This window comes from Parasaccharibacter sp. TMW 2.1891 (assembly GCF_023337675.1).
In the GTDB taxonomy this organism is placed as follows: Bacteria; Pseudomonadota; Alphaproteobacteria; order Acetobacterales; family Acetobacteraceae; genus Bombella; species Bombella apis.
Window position 1 is genome coordinate 1,072,792 of record NZ_QORT01000001.1, and the last position, 13,604, is coordinate 1,086,395.

Annotated in this window: 15 protein-coding genes and 1 tRNA gene; 4 read left to right on the forward strand and 12 right to left on the reverse strand. The window is 58.9% G+C overall.

Features of this window, described 5'->3' with window-relative positions; translation table 11 throughout:
* Nucleotides 1-14 precede the first annotated feature (14 nt).
* The 3 genes from DTJ15_RS04705 to DTJ15_RS04715 all read right to left on the reverse strand — a co-directional run bounded on the left by DTJ15_RS04705 (nt 15) and on the right by DTJ15_RS04715 (nt 3,589).
* Complete coding sequence (locus tag DTJ15_RS04705; RefSeq protein WP_249085705.1) at nt 15-1,187, reverse strand: RodZ domain-containing protein; 1,173 nt, start codon at nt 1,185-1,187, stop codon at nt 15-17.
* A 72-nt stretch (nt 1,188-1,259) separates the two neighbouring features.
* Nucleotides 1,260-2,309: a nitronate monooxygenase family protein gene (locus tag DTJ15_RS04710; protein WP_043559951.1), complete on the reverse strand. Its 1,050-nt coding sequence runs from the start codon at nt 2,307-2,309 to the stop codon at nt 1,260-1,262.
* Entirely contained in the window at nt 2,306-3,589 is a 1,284-nt protein-coding gene (locus DTJ15_RS04715; RefSeq protein WP_043559949.1) for an aspartate kinase, read from the reverse strand. Before DTJ15_RS04715 ends, DTJ15_RS04710 begins: the two co-directional genes overlap by 4 nt.
* A gap of 127 nt (nt 3,590-3,716) precedes the next feature.
* Here DTJ15_RS04715 and ubiG point away from each other — a divergent pair, with 127 nt between their 5' ends.
* A complete protein-coding gene (ubiG, locus tag DTJ15_RS04720) occupies nt 3,717-4,481 on the forward strand; it encodes a bifunctional 2-polyprenyl-6-hydroxyphenol methylase/3-demethylubiquinol 3-O-methyltransferase UbiG (RefSeq protein WP_043559948.1) in 765 nt (254 codons plus the stop codon).
* A gap of 63 nt (nt 4,482-4,544) precedes the next feature.
* Here the strand turns inward: ubiG and DTJ15_RS04725 are convergent, their stop codons facing one another.
* The 7 genes from DTJ15_RS04725 to DTJ15_RS04755 all read right to left on the reverse strand — a co-directional run bounded on the left by DTJ15_RS04725 (nt 4,545) and on the right by DTJ15_RS04755 (nt 10,077).
* A complete protein-coding gene (locus tag DTJ15_RS04725) occupies nt 4,545-5,786 on the reverse strand; it encodes a lactonase family protein (RefSeq protein WP_043559946.1) in 1,242 nt (413 codons plus the stop codon).
* 116 nt (nt 5,787-5,902) lie between these two features.
* Nucleotides 5,903-6,385, reverse strand: coding sequence for a DUF2147 domain-containing protein (locus DTJ15_RS04730; RefSeq protein ID WP_166651602.1), 483 nt, complete (start codon nt 6,383-6,385; stop codon nt 5,903-5,905).
* The gene (gene grxC, locus DTJ15_RS04735; protein WP_081563490.1) at nt 6,363-6,623 is read right to left on the reverse strand and encodes a glutaredoxin 3; all 261 of its coding nucleotides are present in this window, start codon (nt 6,621-6,623) and stop codon (nt 6,363-6,365) included. The genes DTJ15_RS04730 and grxC overlap by 23 nt, the downstream gene beginning before the upstream one ends.
* A 32-nt stretch (nt 6,624-6,655) precedes the next feature.
* Nucleotides 6,656-7,405: a ComF family protein gene (locus DTJ15_RS04740; RefSeq protein ID WP_249079654.1), complete on the reverse strand. Its 750-nt coding sequence runs from the start codon at nt 7,403-7,405 to the stop codon at nt 6,656-6,658.
* 57 nt (nt 7,406-7,462) lie between these two features.
* Nucleotides 7,463-8,872, reverse strand: coding sequence for a phosphoglucomutase/phosphomannomutase PgmG (gene pgmG / locus DTJ15_RS04745; RefSeq protein WP_043559940.1), 1,410 nt, complete (start codon nt 8,870-8,872; stop codon nt 7,463-7,465).
* A gap of 14 nt (nt 8,873-8,886) precedes the next feature.
* Nucleotides 8,887-9,756: a UTP--glucose-1-phosphate uridylyltransferase GalU gene (gene galU / locus DTJ15_RS04750; RefSeq protein WP_043559938.1), complete on the reverse strand. Its 870-nt coding sequence runs from the start codon at nt 9,754-9,756 to the stop codon at nt 8,887-8,889.
* Nucleotides 9,757-9,991: 235 nt separating this feature from the next.
* Nucleotides 9,992-10,077 (reverse strand) — tRNA-Leu (locus DTJ15_RS04755).
* Between the two features lie 92 nt (nt 10,078-10,169).
* Here DTJ15_RS04755 and lipB point away from each other — a divergent pair.
* The gene (lipB, locus tag DTJ15_RS04760) at nt 10,170-10,862 is read left to right on the forward strand and encodes a lipoyl(octanoyl) transferase LipB (RefSeq protein ID WP_249109533.1); all 693 of its coding nucleotides are present in this window, start codon (nt 10,170-10,172) and stop codon (nt 10,860-10,862) included.
* Here the strand turns inward: lipB and DTJ15_RS04765 are convergent.
* Both DTJ15_RS04765 and DTJ15_RS04770 read right to left on the reverse strand, forming a co-directional pair.
* Nucleotides 10,846-11,478: an outer membrane lipoprotein carrier protein LolA gene (locus tag DTJ15_RS04765; protein ID WP_227449710.1), complete on the reverse strand. Its 633-nt coding sequence runs from the start codon at nt 11,476-11,478 to the stop codon at nt 10,846-10,848. The two genes, lipB and DTJ15_RS04765, sit on opposite strands and share 17 nt — an antisense overlap.
* Nucleotides 11,475-11,756, reverse strand: coding sequence for a BolA family transcriptional regulator (locus DTJ15_RS04770; RefSeq protein WP_227431452.1), 282 nt, complete (start codon nt 11,754-11,756; stop codon nt 11,475-11,477). The genes DTJ15_RS04765 and DTJ15_RS04770 overlap by 4 nt, the downstream gene beginning before the upstream one ends.
* Nucleotides 11,757-11,898: 142 nt before the next feature.
* Here DTJ15_RS04770 and DTJ15_RS04775 point away from each other — a divergent pair, with 142 nt between their 5' ends.
* Together DTJ15_RS04775 and DTJ15_RS04780 are read left to right on the forward strand one after the other, a co-directional pair.
* Nucleotides 11,899-12,507, forward strand: a complete 609-nt coding sequence (locus DTJ15_RS04775) for a J domain-containing protein (protein ID WP_043561138.1) — start codon at nt 11,899-11,901, stop codon at nt 12,505-12,507.
* A 127-nt stretch (nt 12,508-12,634) separates the two neighbouring features.
* Complete coding sequence (locus DTJ15_RS04780) at nt 12,635-13,603, forward strand: AAA family ATPase (RefSeq protein WP_249109534.1); 969 nt, start codon at nt 12,635-12,637, stop codon at nt 13,601-13,603.
* Nucleotide 13,604 lies beyond the last annotated feature (1 nt).

Here is a 13,604-nt window from a genome sequence, read left to right on the forward strand (position 1 = left end):
ACGGTCACAGAATTTTATTGGCTGCGCTTGTCCGCCGGTCCCGGCACCTCACCGGCCCCGGTGGCCAGGGAACCGTAACCATAATGGCCCTGCTCCACAGATGCTGCATCGACCGTCACGTTACGGACAACCCTGCCACGCAGCCCTAGGGGAGCGCTTACAACATTCCCCGCCTGAAAAACAACACCCCCGGCATTGCCGCTCGTCACACGATAGGTTTCACCAGCAGTCCCCTGCCAGCTCTCTCCCTTCTTCAGCACACGAACCAGCAGAACCTTGCCAGAGGCATCCGTAACCTGCACCCAGCTGTCTTCCCGGGCCAGTATTGCAACTCTGTCAGCTGCTTCCTGACTCGGAGCAGGAGCCTGCTGCGCTGGCGTCGGCTGCGGGGACTGGGCCTTCGATGTCTCCATGGCAGACGGGGCATTCCCCGTCACACTGTCACCAGAAGACGAACCGGCCGGGTGATCACCCTCATTGTGAAGCACCTCATTACCCGCTGCATCAACAGTAGAAGGCATGGCCGTAGCAGAAGGAGAAACAGCCTCCGGCGCTGGCGGCAGATCAGGCGTATCTTTCGGAGTATCCCCTGCCCCCGTGGCCGCCCCCTGGGCACCAGAAGACAGAACCGGTGCTGTGGGCTGCGCCGTGGCAGACTGCCCGGCTGCTGGAGACGGAACAGTCGGCTGTGAGGCAACAGGCGGTACCGCAGCCGCTGGCGTTTCACCAGTCTCTGCCAGATGGGACGGCAGAACGGACGAAGCCAGCTGCCCATGGGAAGAGAAGTGATACCACCCGGCATATCCCCCGGCGATCACCACCAGACCAACAGCCAACAACACCCAGAGACCGGCTGAACGTCCTTCCTGAGGGCCGGGAAGAACCAGATGGACGCTCTGACGTGGCGGCGCAAGAGACGACAGCTCCTGCCTGGCCTGCTGCATGAACTCCTCGCTCTCCATCCCCAGGAGACGGGCATAGCTCTTGATGAAACCAAGGGCATAGACCTTGTCTGGCAGCTCGGCATAACGCCCGCCTTCAATAGCCTGAAGTGTTGCAAGTCTTACCTTCAGGTAAGCCTCGACATCCTCAAGCCTCCAGCCCAACTCTTTGCGTCGGGCCATCAGGCGAGCTCCCAGAGTGGCCGATGACTGACCGGCCATATTCTGCCCTGCTTTATCGTCCATCACGTCACCCCTCTTCCTCATCTGACCAGAGCTCCAGTCCGAACACAGCGCTGTCTGTCCAGTATCCTGCCGTTACCGTGCAACCGCCGCATGGAGGCGTTTCTCACGCTTCTGGAGGGCTTCTACAGCCTGATCCACCAGCGTGGTGATGATATCCGCTACCGGGCGGATCTCCTTGACCATGCCGACAGACTGCCCGGCCATCATGGATCCGTTTTCCACGTCACCTTCAATGACGGCCCGGCGCAGAGCCCCAGCCCAGAAATGTTCGATTTCCAGCTGGGCAGCTTCCCGCTCGATCTCTCCTTTGCGGAAACGCTCGATCACATCCGCCTGATGGGTCATGAAATGGCGCGTAGCTGCATTGGCCAAGCCACGCACGGGAATGACAGGAAAGCGCTCATCCAGCTGCACGGACATCACGGCATCACGGGCATTACCCCGACGGAAGGCCTCCTTGAAACGCTCATGGGCGATGCTTTCCCGGGAGGCTGCAAACACTGTCCCGAACTGGCCACCGGCTGCCCCCTGCTCCAGATAGGACAGGACGGCATCACCACGGCCAAGGCCACCCGCAACGAAAACGGGCACTTCCGTGATGTTGGGCAGGATTTCCTGCGCCAGAACATTCAGGGAAACCGGGCCGACATGACCGCCCGCCTCGGATCCCTCAATGACCAGAGCCTCAATCCCCAGCTTCACGAGCCGCTTGCCCAGAGCCAGCGCCGGAGCAAACCCCATGACCCTGGCGCCGCCATCCCGCACCCGGCGGATGGTCGCACCGGTCGGAACACCACCAGCCAGCACGACGTGGGTCACCTTGTGGGCCAGACAGACATCCACCAGCGCATCCAGCTTCGGATGCATGGTGATGAGATTGACGCCAAAAGGCTTGTCTGTCAGCGCCTGCGTGGCAACGATCTCTTCCTCAAGCCGCTCTGGCTCCATCGCACCGCAGGCAATCACACCAAAGCCGCCTGCGTTGGAAATGGCCGATACCAGATTCCGTTCACTGACCCAGGACATGGCCCCGCCCAGAATGGCATACCGACTGCCCAGGAAATCACATCCCGGTTTCCAGAGCTGGTCCAGCGTCTCGCGTGCGTTTGCTTCCCCGCTCATGCCTGTGCTCCCTCGGAGGCATCAAGCCCATAGGCGGTGTGCAGCGCCCGCATGGCCAGCTCCATATATTCTGCATCGATCAGAACGGAAATCTTGATCTCGCTGGTGGAAATGACCTGAATGTTGATCCCTTTCTCGGCGAGTGTCCGGAACATGGTGGTGGCCACGCCCGTATTGGACCGCATCCCCACGCCGACCACGCTGATCTTCACGACATTCTGGGATGTGCTCAACCCGCCAAAACCGATCTCGGCACGCATTGCCTCCAAAATCTGGCAGGCCCGGCTCTCATCCCCCTTGCTGACCGTGAAAGTCATGTTCGTGCTGCGATCCGCACCGATGCTCTGGACGATCATGTCCACATTCAGCCCTGCAGCGGAAAGAGGTTCGAAGATTCTTGCCGCAATGCCCGGCTCGTCAGGTACCTGTCGGATGGTGATCTTCGCATCATCCATGGAATACGCAATACCGGTCACCAGCTTCTTTTCCACGCTTTCGTCCTCATCCACTACAATGGTTCCGCTGCTGTCATCCGTCTCCACAAAAGAGGACAGGACACGCACATGCACCTTTTCCCGCATGGCCAGCCCCACGCTGCGGGTCTGGAGAACCTTGGCACCTACGGATGCCAGCTCCAGCATTTCCTCATAAGTGATCCGCTCGAGACGGCGGGCCTGCTTAACAATCCTTGGGTCGGTCGTGTAAATGCCATCCACATCCGTATAGATGTCACACTGGTCCGCCCTGATGGCAGCCGCCAGCGCAACGGCGGACGTATCGGAGCCACCACGGCCCAGTGTTGCAATACGGCCTCTGGCATCCACTCCCTGGAACCCGGCGATCACGGGCACGATACCTTCATCCATGCATTCCCGCAGGGCACGCCCATCTACATCCTCGATGGCGGCGCAGCCATGGGCTTCATCCGTCAGCAAGGGAATCTGCCACCCCTGGAAAGAACGGGCCGGCACACCCAGCGCCCCCAAAGCAATGGCAAGCAGACCGCTCGTCACCTGCTCGCCAGACGCCACAACAGCGTCATATTCCGCCGGATCAGCCTGTGCATCCAGCGAGCGGCAATAATCCACCATCTGGTTGGTCACGCCCGACATGGCAGAGACGACAACCGCAATGCGCTGTCCTCTGGCTCTCTCCTTCCGGACCTTCTCAGCCACGATGCGGATGCGCTCCAGATCCTTGACGGACGTCCCGCCAAATTTCATCACGACCGTGCGGGGCGCAGACCGTGTTACATCATCCGAACAGTCGTGTATGGACATCGGGGAGAAAGCTCCAACAATAAGGCTAGCATCACATAAATATCCGTTCCACATAGCTCTCCTGCCCTTTCGCGTCTAGCCACAACATGGCAGAAAAGCACCATGAAAGCCGGGAGGACCGCCAAGAATGTCTGTTTCATCACCATCATCATCCAACGGAGCAGGTAACGGAACATCATCTGTTATCAATGATGAAATAATTCAGTTCAGTGCACTGGCCAAAGACTGGTGGAACCCGAAAGGACCCATGGCCCCGCTCCATGCCATGAACCCTCTGCGCACCTCCTGGATTGTCCGGCATCTGCCTGCCTCGCTTTTCCATCTCCCCGAACTGCCAACCCTGCTGGATATTGGCTGCGGTGCCGGACTGGCGAGTGAGCGCTTCGCCACGCTTGGTTTTGATACTCTGGGCGTTGATGCCAGCGAAGACGGCATACAGGCCGCCCGGGCACACGTCGCCCTTCACCCCCTGCCGCCGCAGGCCGCCCCCCTGCACTATCTATGCAGCAGTGCCGAAACCCTTCTTGAGGAAGGTCGGCAATTTGACGTGATCTCTGCCCTGGAGATCATTGAACATGTACGGGACCCGCAAGTCTTTCTCTCCCTGCTATCAGGCCTGGCAAAGCCGGGCGGGTATGTCGCCATTTCCACCATGGACCGCAGTCTGCGCTCATTCCTCATGGCCAAGCTGGGGGCGGAATATGTGCTGCGCCTTCTCCCTGTCGGTACCCATGACTGGAAAAAATTCATCCGTCCGACAGAACTGGACAGCATGGCCCGGCAGGTCGGGCTACGCCTGCTGGACCTCAAGGGGCTGTCCTTCCGGCCGCCACACTGGCAGGAGAGCCACGATACCAGCATCAATTACATCGCCCTCTTCCAGAAAGACTGACACTACCAAAAGAAAAGGCGCCACAAACAGGCGCCTTTTCTACTTCACGAGGGAAGAGACCTCTCAGGAATCCGCCACCATGAAGGCAAACGTCGTCGGGCTGCCGACGGCGGTAAAGTGGTTCATGAAGACAGGCTTGCCGGTCTCACGATCCACACGGAAAGCCGTGACGGAGTCAGAGCGCTGGTTGGCACAGAACAGGAATGAGCCGCTCGGGTCGAACATCATGGCACGGCCATAGTCGGCATGCATCCAGACCTCATCCTCCAGCGTCAGCGTGCCATCCATGCCAACGGAGAAGACCGCCAGGGAGTCACCCAGACGGTTGGAAACATAGACAAACCGCCCGCTCTCAGCGATCAGGATTTCCGCAGCCAGCGTGGACCCGCGGAAGTGGGAGGTCACGGTGCTGACGGACTGAATCTGCGTGATGGCGCCTGTCTGCGGATCAAACTTGGACACCACGACCTTGGAGTTCTGCTCACAGAGGTTGTACAGCACACGGCCCGAATGATCGAACACGAAGTGACGGGGGGCAGAACCCGGTTCCATGTCGTAGAACGGCTTCTGTGCCGGGATGAGCTTGCCTGTGGCCAGGTCCAGCTTCCAGACATAGACACGGTCCAGCCCGGCATCATCCACCAGAACGAACGCACCGCTCGGATCGGTCGCAATCATGTGCGGATGGGCACTGGAATGATCGGAAATGGCAAAATTGCCTTCCGGATTGTCTGCCGCCCGTTCCGGCTGCTTCGGCCCGCTGTTGTGGACCACATCCGTAGCCTTGCCCAGTGACCCATCAGCATGGATGGGCAGGACAGCCACACTGCCACCCATGTAATTGGCAACGAGCAGATACTTCCCGGATGGATGGACACTCAGATGGGCCGGGACAGCACCACCGGAGCTGACAGTGTTGATCTTGGCCAGTGTCCCATTGCGGGTATCCACGGAGAATGCCGTCACAGAGCCACTGCCAGCCTTGTCGTAATCATTGATCTCGCTGAGAGCGTACAGGAACTTCCGGTTGCGGCTCAACGTAATGAAGGATGGGCTGGGAATGTCCATGAACGTGGCAACCGGTGTCAGAAACCCGGTATCACGGTCCATCTCGAAGACAGAGATTCCCTTGCCGTTACCAGCTCCCCCCGGAGGACCATGCTCCGTATAACCACCAACAAAGCACAGGATACGGGGCAACGGCCCCTTCTGGGCCTGGGCTGCCCGCAGAGGCGACAGGGCCGTGGCGGCCCCTAATCCAGCAAGCGCCAGAGTAAACCGGCGCCGGGAAAGACTCTGTGACATAACGTATTACTCTCCTTCAACTTTGCCCCTACGGGAAGAACGGGCCAACGCTACCAAAAAAGGCCTCTCTCCATAAGAGCCATTCATCATAGGAAGAAAAATGACTGGAAAATCAATCAGTTTATCTTCATGCGGCACTGCCTGCCGATCACCGGGGCCGCAATGCGGCTCCATGTCTGCGTTTCACCAAACAGACTCAGCCCTACATAGCCACGCAGCTTGAGAGTATCTCCCTTCCCCTGCCACATGATCGCCTGGTAGGTCCGCCCGCTCCTCGGGTCCAGAATCGTCCCATGCCACTGTCCATTCTTGCGGCGCTTCATGTTGCTGATGATCTCGAGCCCACATTCCGAACGTCCCCAGACATCCTTTTCCGGCTCGGCCTCCGTATAATCCATGCCCACCAGCCAGCCGCATAGACGGCTGGCATCCGACGGACAGGGCGCAATACTGAAAATGCCGTCTTTTTCCTCTACCAGCCATGTCCCGACCAGACTGGATGCCGCCTGAGCCTGCGCACGGGATACCGTGACCATCACACCCCCAGCAAGAACAAGAACAGCGGCGAACAACGCCCTAGCCGCGGCCCAGCAAGGCATCAAGCTGTCCATCCTGCTCCAGCTGCATGAGCTCACTGCACCCTCCTACCGCTTTGCCGCCAATGAAAATCTGCGGCACTGTCGTCCCTCCTCCTGAACGTTCCCGGGCTGTTTCCCGCTCCGCAGAACCACGAGGGGCATGGATTTCCTCAAAGGGAACATCCTTGGACTGAAGCAGGCTGATGGCCCGGACACAGTAAGGGCACCCTGGCTGCGTGTAGATTTCAACTTTTGGCATGTAACAATCCTTTCTGGTCTCAAAGCCGGATGTCATGCCAGTGTCACCCGGGCTGCCACAAGAATATCCACGGAAAGGCAGCCATGCTCAAGCAATGCTTTTACACAGACCTCTGCCGTAGCCCCTGTTGTCAGGATATCATCAACCAGCACGACCCGGCGCCCACGCAGCAAACTCCAGTAACGGGGCCGCAGCGTGACAGCTCCCGCCATCTGCCTCCGCCTCCCCTGCCGGGAGAGCCCTGCGAGAGATGCAGTCCTGAACCGCCGTTGCAGCGCATCTGGATAGCAGGCAAGCCCTCCCCGTCGGGCAAGGGCCATGGCCATCAGGGCCGCCTGATTATATCCACGCTGCCACAAACGCCCACGATGCACAGGAACAGGCACAAGCACCACATCCGGTCCTATCAGGTCCCCCCCTGCCCGAGCCATGAAATGGGCCAGAGCTGCAGCATGTTCTGTCCGGCTTCCATATTTCAGTCCCATGACAAGGCTGCGGGCCTGTCCTTCATACAGAAAAGCCGCCCGTGCCCTGTGCCATGGCGGTGGAGACCTTTCACAGTCTGCACAAAGCATCCCACGCTCGGCCATCTCCTCCTGCGTGATGGGCAGGGCACAGGCATCACAGAAGGGAGAATGGACAAACCGGAGCCCAGCAAAACAGCGCCCACACAGAAAGCCACCACCCGACGCCACTTCCTCCCCGCATGAAACGCAATTGGGCGGAATGAGCCAGTCCAGCACATTCCGCCCAAGCCATTTACTTCTGCAAAGCCAGTCCACCTTTTCTCAGAGCACCGCCATCCTCAGAAACGAGATGGCGGTGCTTCCCCCGAGGTCTCAGTGTCCGGCAGCGGCAGCGTCAAAATCCGGCGCCTGAAGCCCAGAGGCCTCCAGCTGACTGACAAACGCCTTCTTCAGGCGAGCCAGCCCCTCATGAGACTGCGCCTCAATACGCCCGACAAGAACCGCCTGCGTATTGGAAGCACGAAGCAGCCACCAGCCATCAGGCGTATTCACACGCACGCCATCCACGGAAGACACATCCGCCCCTTCCTTCTTCAGGCGCTCGGCCACTTCCTTGATGACATCAAACTTGCGGGTGTCATCACAAGGGAAGCGCAGCTCCGGCGTGTTGACCATCTGTGGCAGGGCCTCCCGCATGTCTGCCAGAGTACCGGGCAGACGGGCGACGATCCCAAGAACACGGATCGCCCCATAGAGGGCATCATCGAATCCATACCACTTATCGGCAAAAAAGATATGCCCGGACATCTCACCCGCCAGAGGGGACGACGTCTCGGCCATCTTGCTCTTGATGAGGGAGTGCCCGGTCCGCCACATCAGAGGCTCACCACCAGCCTTGCCAACTTCATCAAACAGCACCTGACTGGCCTTGACGTCTGCAATGATGGTCGCTCCCGGGTGTTTCTTCAGCACGTCACGGGCCAGCAGAACGAGAATCTGATCCCCCCAGAGAATCTCTCCCTTGCCATCCACGACGCCAACCCGGTCGGCATCGCCATCAAAGGCCACGCCAATATCCGCTTTTTTCTCACGGACGGTCCTGATCAGATCCTGCAGGTTCCCCTCGACGGTCGGGTCTGGATGATGATTTGGAAAGGTCCCATCAATTTCAGGGTACAGGACCGTATGCTCACCAGGCAGCTTCTTCACCAGGCGGGTCAGCACCTCACCAGCAGCGGAGTTGCCATTGTCCCACACGACCTTCAGCGGCCGCTCCCCGTCATAATCCTTGAGAAGACGCTCAATATAGGCTTCAGAAGGATCAATCGTCTCGACCTTCCCTTCTGCCTTGGGCACGACGTCACCCGCTGCGGCCAGACGGCCAACCTCACGGATTTGCTCGCCAAAAAACGGCTTGCCCTTCAACATCATCTTGAAGCCATTATGATCCGGTGGATTGTGGCTGCCCGTCACCATGATGGCACCGTCAGACTCCCCCGTGACAGCCGCATAATACAGCATCGGGGTCGGCCCACGCCCGACACGGCGCACCGTCACACCGGAATCCACGGCACCACGGACCAGTGCCTCCTCCAGTTCCGGCGATGACAGGCGGCCATCATAGCCCACCGTCACCACGCTCCCACCGTCCCGGCGGATCATGCTCGCAAAAACACGGCCCAGCGCATAGGCATCCTCGGCATGAAGGGTTTTCCCCACAATGCCGCGAATATCGTATTCCCGCAGGCTGGTCGGCTCAAAATGATGCTTGAATCCCGTCATGAGCTCACATCCTCTCAGGCATATTTCTTCAGGAAGGCACGCACGTCATCTTCCAGATCTTCACGCTGGAGCGCCAGAGCAACCTGCGCCTCGAGGAAGCCCAGCTTGCTGCCACAGTCAAACCGCGTGCCTTCATAACGCAGACCATGGAACGGCACCTTGCCGATCATCTCGGCCATGGCATCCGTCAGCTGCACTTCACCACCCACGCCGGTTTTCAGAGCGGACAGTGGCTTGAGCACGTCAGCTGTCAGGACATACCGGCCAATGATGGCAAGATTGGAAGGAGCATCTGCCGGAGCGGGCTTTTCAACCAGTCCCTTGACCTCCACCTTGCGCCCATCATCCTCGCCAATTTTCAGAATACCGTAGCGGTCCGTCCACTCCCGGGGGACCTCATCCACAGCAACCACATTTCCCCCTGTCTGATGGTAGACATCAGCCAGCTGGGCCACACAGCTGCGCCCACCCTGAACGATGTCATCCGGCAGAAGAATGGCGAACGGGTCATTCCCGATGAAGTTGCGGGCGCACCAGATGGCATGACCAAGCCCCAGAGGATTCTGCTGGCGCACAGCCACCAGTGAACCAGCCTCCACACTGCTGCTTTCCAGAGCCTTGATGGCGGACGTCTTTTTCCGCTCTTTCAGGGTACTTTCAAGCTCGTAGGCAATATCAAAATAATCAATCAGATTGTCCTTGCCACGGGCCGTAACCAGACAGAACTCCTCAATGCCGGCAGCACGGGCCTCATCAATAGCGTACTGGATAAGTGGCTTGTCCACGACGGGCAGCATTTCTTTTGGCATGGCCTTTGTTGCTGGCAGGAAGCGTGTCCCCAGACCTGCAACAGGCAGAACGGCTTTTTTCAATGGCTTGATCATCTCGGCTCTCTCTCGGTCTGTCTGCCCTGCCTTCCATCATCCGACAGAGCACTCATCCATCAATCTCGGCACAAGGCGGCTGCTCACAGGTAAACAGGCCGCCACGCAAGATGTAACCTAAAGTACATCTTCGATACAGGGGCCATCCCGATGCCAACAATCAGTTTTTCATGAAAAAGACGTAACACGGTGGAACCCATGTTACGGACCATATCCTCAAATTGCAGAAGAAATATGGTGCGGCCGAGAAGACTCGAACTTCCACGGGGTTTCCCCCACAAGCACCTCAAGCTTGCGCGTCTACCATTCCGCCACGGCCGCTCCGTGATCAGCAGTCCCGTTTTCCCTCGTATGAGGCGTGACCGCTTCGGTGAAATGGCCTATAGCCCATCAGAACAGGGAGGGCAATGGTCATGACACGGTTTTATAAAGAAATTATCTGGCAGGCGGATAAAAAAATCTGCCCATATCCCGAAGCCCTGTCCTTCATGCGCCAGCAGGTAGAGGCCATCCACCATCAGCAGGCCCCCCAACGTATCTGGCTGACAGAACACCCCCCCCTCTATACTGCCGGAACCTCTGCCAGGGCTGAAGACCTCATCAACTCTCAGGGCTATCCAACGTTCGAAGCCGGACGGGGTGGCCAGTGGACCTATCACGGTCCCGGACAACGCATCGCCTATGTCATGCTGGACCTCACGCAGCCGCACGGCCCCCTCCCCGCACGGGACATACGGGCCTTCGTCCAGCTGCTGGAACGCTGGCTCATCATGAGCCTTCAGGAGCTGGGAATTGACGCCTTCACCCGGGAAGGCCGTATCGGCGTCTGGTGTTTCGATAGGGAAAGCGGGCTGGAAACCAAGATCGCCGCTCTGGGAATCCGTGTCACACGCTGGGTCAGCTGGCACGGAATTTCACTGAATGTCTCGCCACGACTCAGTGACTTTGACGGGATCATCCCCTGCGGCATCCGGGACTATGGCGTGACCAGCCTGCAACGCTTCAACCCAGCCCTACAGATGGAAGATGCCGACAGAGCCCTGCTGAAAAGCTGGACGGCACTGTTCGGCCCTGTGATCCATCCAGCTGCTACTCTGGCAGACTGAAGCTGCTTTCGGAAACAGGCTGGTTCTCCTGCACGTCAAACAGGGAGAGACCAAAATGATGGTGACGGGCATCCACCCCCTGTATGCCAACAAGGGTCAGATGGCCACGCACGTCAGAAAACTGGAGGGTCAGCAGCCCTTGGGAAGGATTGTCAGCCTCTGCCACGGAAAGCTGGAGCGATTCTGTCCCACGGGAGACATTCGTCACCTGAACATCCCTGTCAAAACTGACAGGATGACGGAGCAGAAGTCCGAGCGGATTCCGCTTGAGAGAGAGGTGCGTCACGGCACCATTATCAGCATTCCGGAGGACAAACCGACCATCACGGGCCACGGCCCTCATGGCATGAGGAACCTCATACACCATCTCGAACCGTCCGGGCACATAGGTGAAATGTCCATCCCCCTGCTGCTGGGCCGGGCCATCCTGCACAAATGACGCCTGGAGGGACGACAACCCGTTGAGATAGGTCTCCACCCGACGGATATCGTGCCTGTCATTCGTGACAAGATGATCATAGCCTGATGTGGCACACCCCGTGAGACCAGAAACAGCCAACGGAGCCGCCACCATGCCGGCCCAGAACAGCAGGCTGCCTGCCATCATGCGCTTCATGGCTGGCTCTCCCCTTCCAGAGACAGGGAGAGGGCATGAAGGCCCGTCTGGAACTCCCCGGCCAGCAGGTCATTCACAAGCCTGTGTCGGGCCAGGGTCTTCATCCCGTCAAAGCGGCGGCTGACGACATGCAGATGATAATGCGTCTCGCCCACCTGCTCCGGCCCCCGGCTTTCCTGGGCCTGGGTACGCATGGCTGCATGATGCCGGTGGCGTGCACTGTCATCCCGTATCTCCAGTATGGACGGGCTCAGGGCCTCCTCCAGTACTGCCCTCATGCGGTCGACTCTTTTCATCGGTTTTCTTCCACGCTCATCCACGGAGTTACAGGTTCCATCTGTCCTGCCCATAACAGGAATCTTTCCCCACCAGGAAAAGGATGCTTGCATCCATGCCAGACCTCTCCCCATATCGTCCATCATGCAATGCAAACCATCCAGACACAAAGCCTTCGCACCGGACCCGGACGCCCCCCAGCAATGCTGCGACCACCCGGACTGTGACAGGCCGGCAGGGTACCGGGCCCCCCGGGGGCGGGACAACCTGCGCAGCTATTACTGGTTCTGCCTGGAGCATGTCCGCCAGTACAATGCCAGCTGGGACTATTACCGGGGCATGACGCCAGGGCAGATCGAACGCCACCTGCGGGAAGATACCTCCTGGCAGCGCCCTTCATGGAAGATGGGCACGCCAGGCAACGATTCGGCACGGGCTTCCTTCACACTGGATGATCTGCATGACCCTCTGGACATCCTGAACCGGCACCGTCGCCCTTCCCGGGCAACCGAAACGAGACGGCAGGCCCCGCCAGCCCTACGTGAGCCCCTGGCCCAGCTTGATCTTGAATGGCCGACCACGCTTGAAATCATCAAGACCCGCTACCGTGTCCTGGCCCGCCGTTATCACCCTGATGCCAACAGGGACGACCCAAGAGCGGAAGAACGCTTCAAGGTCATCGGAACGGCCTACGCCACATTGCGGGACCATTTTGCCAACAGCACTGAGCAGGCAACAGCCGGAGCCGGATAGCTGCCTTGCCTTCCCTGCATCTTTTCATGACCGGGTGATTGTGTAATCGTACCTGTAGAGTCCTTAATAGGATAGACACTCATTCGGTCTTCCATGTACCACCCTACTTAGTGACAGGAATCATGTCATGGCTCTCCCTTCAGCACAGTCCCTCTCCGAGACACTGCCCCAGACACCTGACAGCCTGAAATCTGCCCGGAAGCTGTTTGGGCTCGACCTTGATCTCGAAGTCCCTGTCTGGTCACAGAAGACGGACCATGTCCCCGAGATCGACTCCGCCTACCAGTTCGACCGGGATACGACCCGGGCCATTCTGGCCGGTTTCATGCATAACCGCCGTGTTCTGGTGCAGGGCTTTCACGGGACCGGAAAATCCTCCCATATCGACCAGATCGCCGCACGGCTGAACTGGCCCTGCGTCCGCATCAATCTCGACAGTCACATCTCCCGCATCGACCTCATCGGCAAGGACGCCATCACGCTGGAAGATGGCAAGCAGGTCACGGAATTCCGTGAAGGTCTGCTGCCATGGTGTCTCCAGAATCCATGCAGCCTGATCTTTGACGAATATGATGCCGGACGGCCCGATGTGATGTTCGTCATCCAGCGCGTGCTGGAAGCCAACGGGGCCCTGACCCTGCTGGACCAGAACCGCGTCATCCACCCACATCCGTCTTTCCGCCTCTTCGCCACGGCCAACACGGTCGGGCTGGGCGATACAACAGGGCTGTATCACGGCACCCAGCAGATCAACCAGGGCCAGATGGACCGCTGGAACATTGTCACCTCCCTGAATTACCTGCCCAAGGAACAGGAAATCCGCATCATCAAGGCCAAGATGGGCGATGCTCTGGAGGAGACCCTCATCGGCCAGATGGTGGAACTGGCCGACCTGAGCCGTGCCGGTTTCATGAACGGGGACATCTCCACCGTCATCTCCCCCCGGACGGTCCTCTCCTGGGCAGAAAACATCACGATCTTCAATGATGTTCCCTTCGCGTTCCGCCTGAGTTTCCTCAACAAATGTGATGAAGCCGAACGCAGCATCGTGGCTGAATATTATCAGCGCTGCTTCAACGCCTCGCCGCTGGGTTAAG

Bases quoted from the DNA above. Each gene is read 5' to 3' on its own strand.
- DTJ15_RS04705 (WP_249085705.1), bottom strand. From the start codon at position 1,187: ATGGACGATAAAGCAGGGCAGAATATGGCCGGTCAGTCATCGGCCACT.
- DTJ15_RS04710 (WP_043559951.1), bottom strand. From the start codon at position 2,309: ATGAGCGGGGAAGCAAACGCACGCGAGACGCTGGACCAGCTCTGGAAA.
- DTJ15_RS04715 (WP_043559949.1), bottom strand. From the start codon at position 3,589: ATGTCCATACACGACTGTTCGGATGATGTAACACGGTCTGCGCCCCGC.
- ubiG (WP_043559948.1), top strand. From the start codon at position 3,717: ATGTCTGTTTCATCACCATCATCATCCAACGGAGCAGGTAACGGAACA.
- DTJ15_RS04725 (WP_043559946.1), bottom strand. From the start codon at position 5,786: ATGTCACAGAGTCTTTCCCGGCGCCGGTTTACTCTGGCGCTTGCTGGA.
- DTJ15_RS04730 (WP_166651602.1), bottom strand. From the start codon at position 6,385: ATGCCTTGCTGGGCCGCGGCTAGGGCGTTGTTCGCCGCTGTTCTTGTT.
- grxC (WP_081563490.1), bottom strand. From the start codon at position 6,623: ATGCCAAAAGTTGAAATCTACACGCAGCCAGGGTGCCCTTACTGTGTC.
- pgmG (WP_043559940.1), bottom strand. From the start codon at position 8,872: ATGACGGGATTCAAGCATCATTTTGAGCCGACCAGCCTGCGGGAATAC.
- galU (WP_043559938.1), bottom strand. From the start codon at position 9,756: ATGATCAAGCCATTGAAAAAAGCCGTTCTGCCTGTTGCAGGTCTGGGG.
- lipB (WP_249109533.1), top strand. From the start codon at position 10,170: ATGACACGGTTTTATAAAGAAATTATCTGGCAGGCGGATAAAAAAATC.
- DTJ15_RS04765 (WP_227449710.1), bottom strand. From the start codon at position 11,478: ATGAAGCGCATGATGGCAGGCAGCCTGCTGTTCTGGGCCGGCATGGTG.
- DTJ15_RS04770 (WP_227431452.1), bottom strand. From the start codon at position 11,756: ATGAGGGCAGTACTGGAGGAGGCCCTGAGCCCGTCCATACTGGAGATA.
- DTJ15_RS04775 (WP_043561138.1), top strand. From the start codon at position 11,899: ATGCAATGCAAACCATCCAGACACAAAGCCTTCGCACCGGACCCGGAC.
- DTJ15_RS04780 (WP_249109534.1), top strand. From the start codon at position 12,635: ATGGCTCTCCCTTCAGCACAGTCCCTCTCCGAGACACTGCCCCAGACA.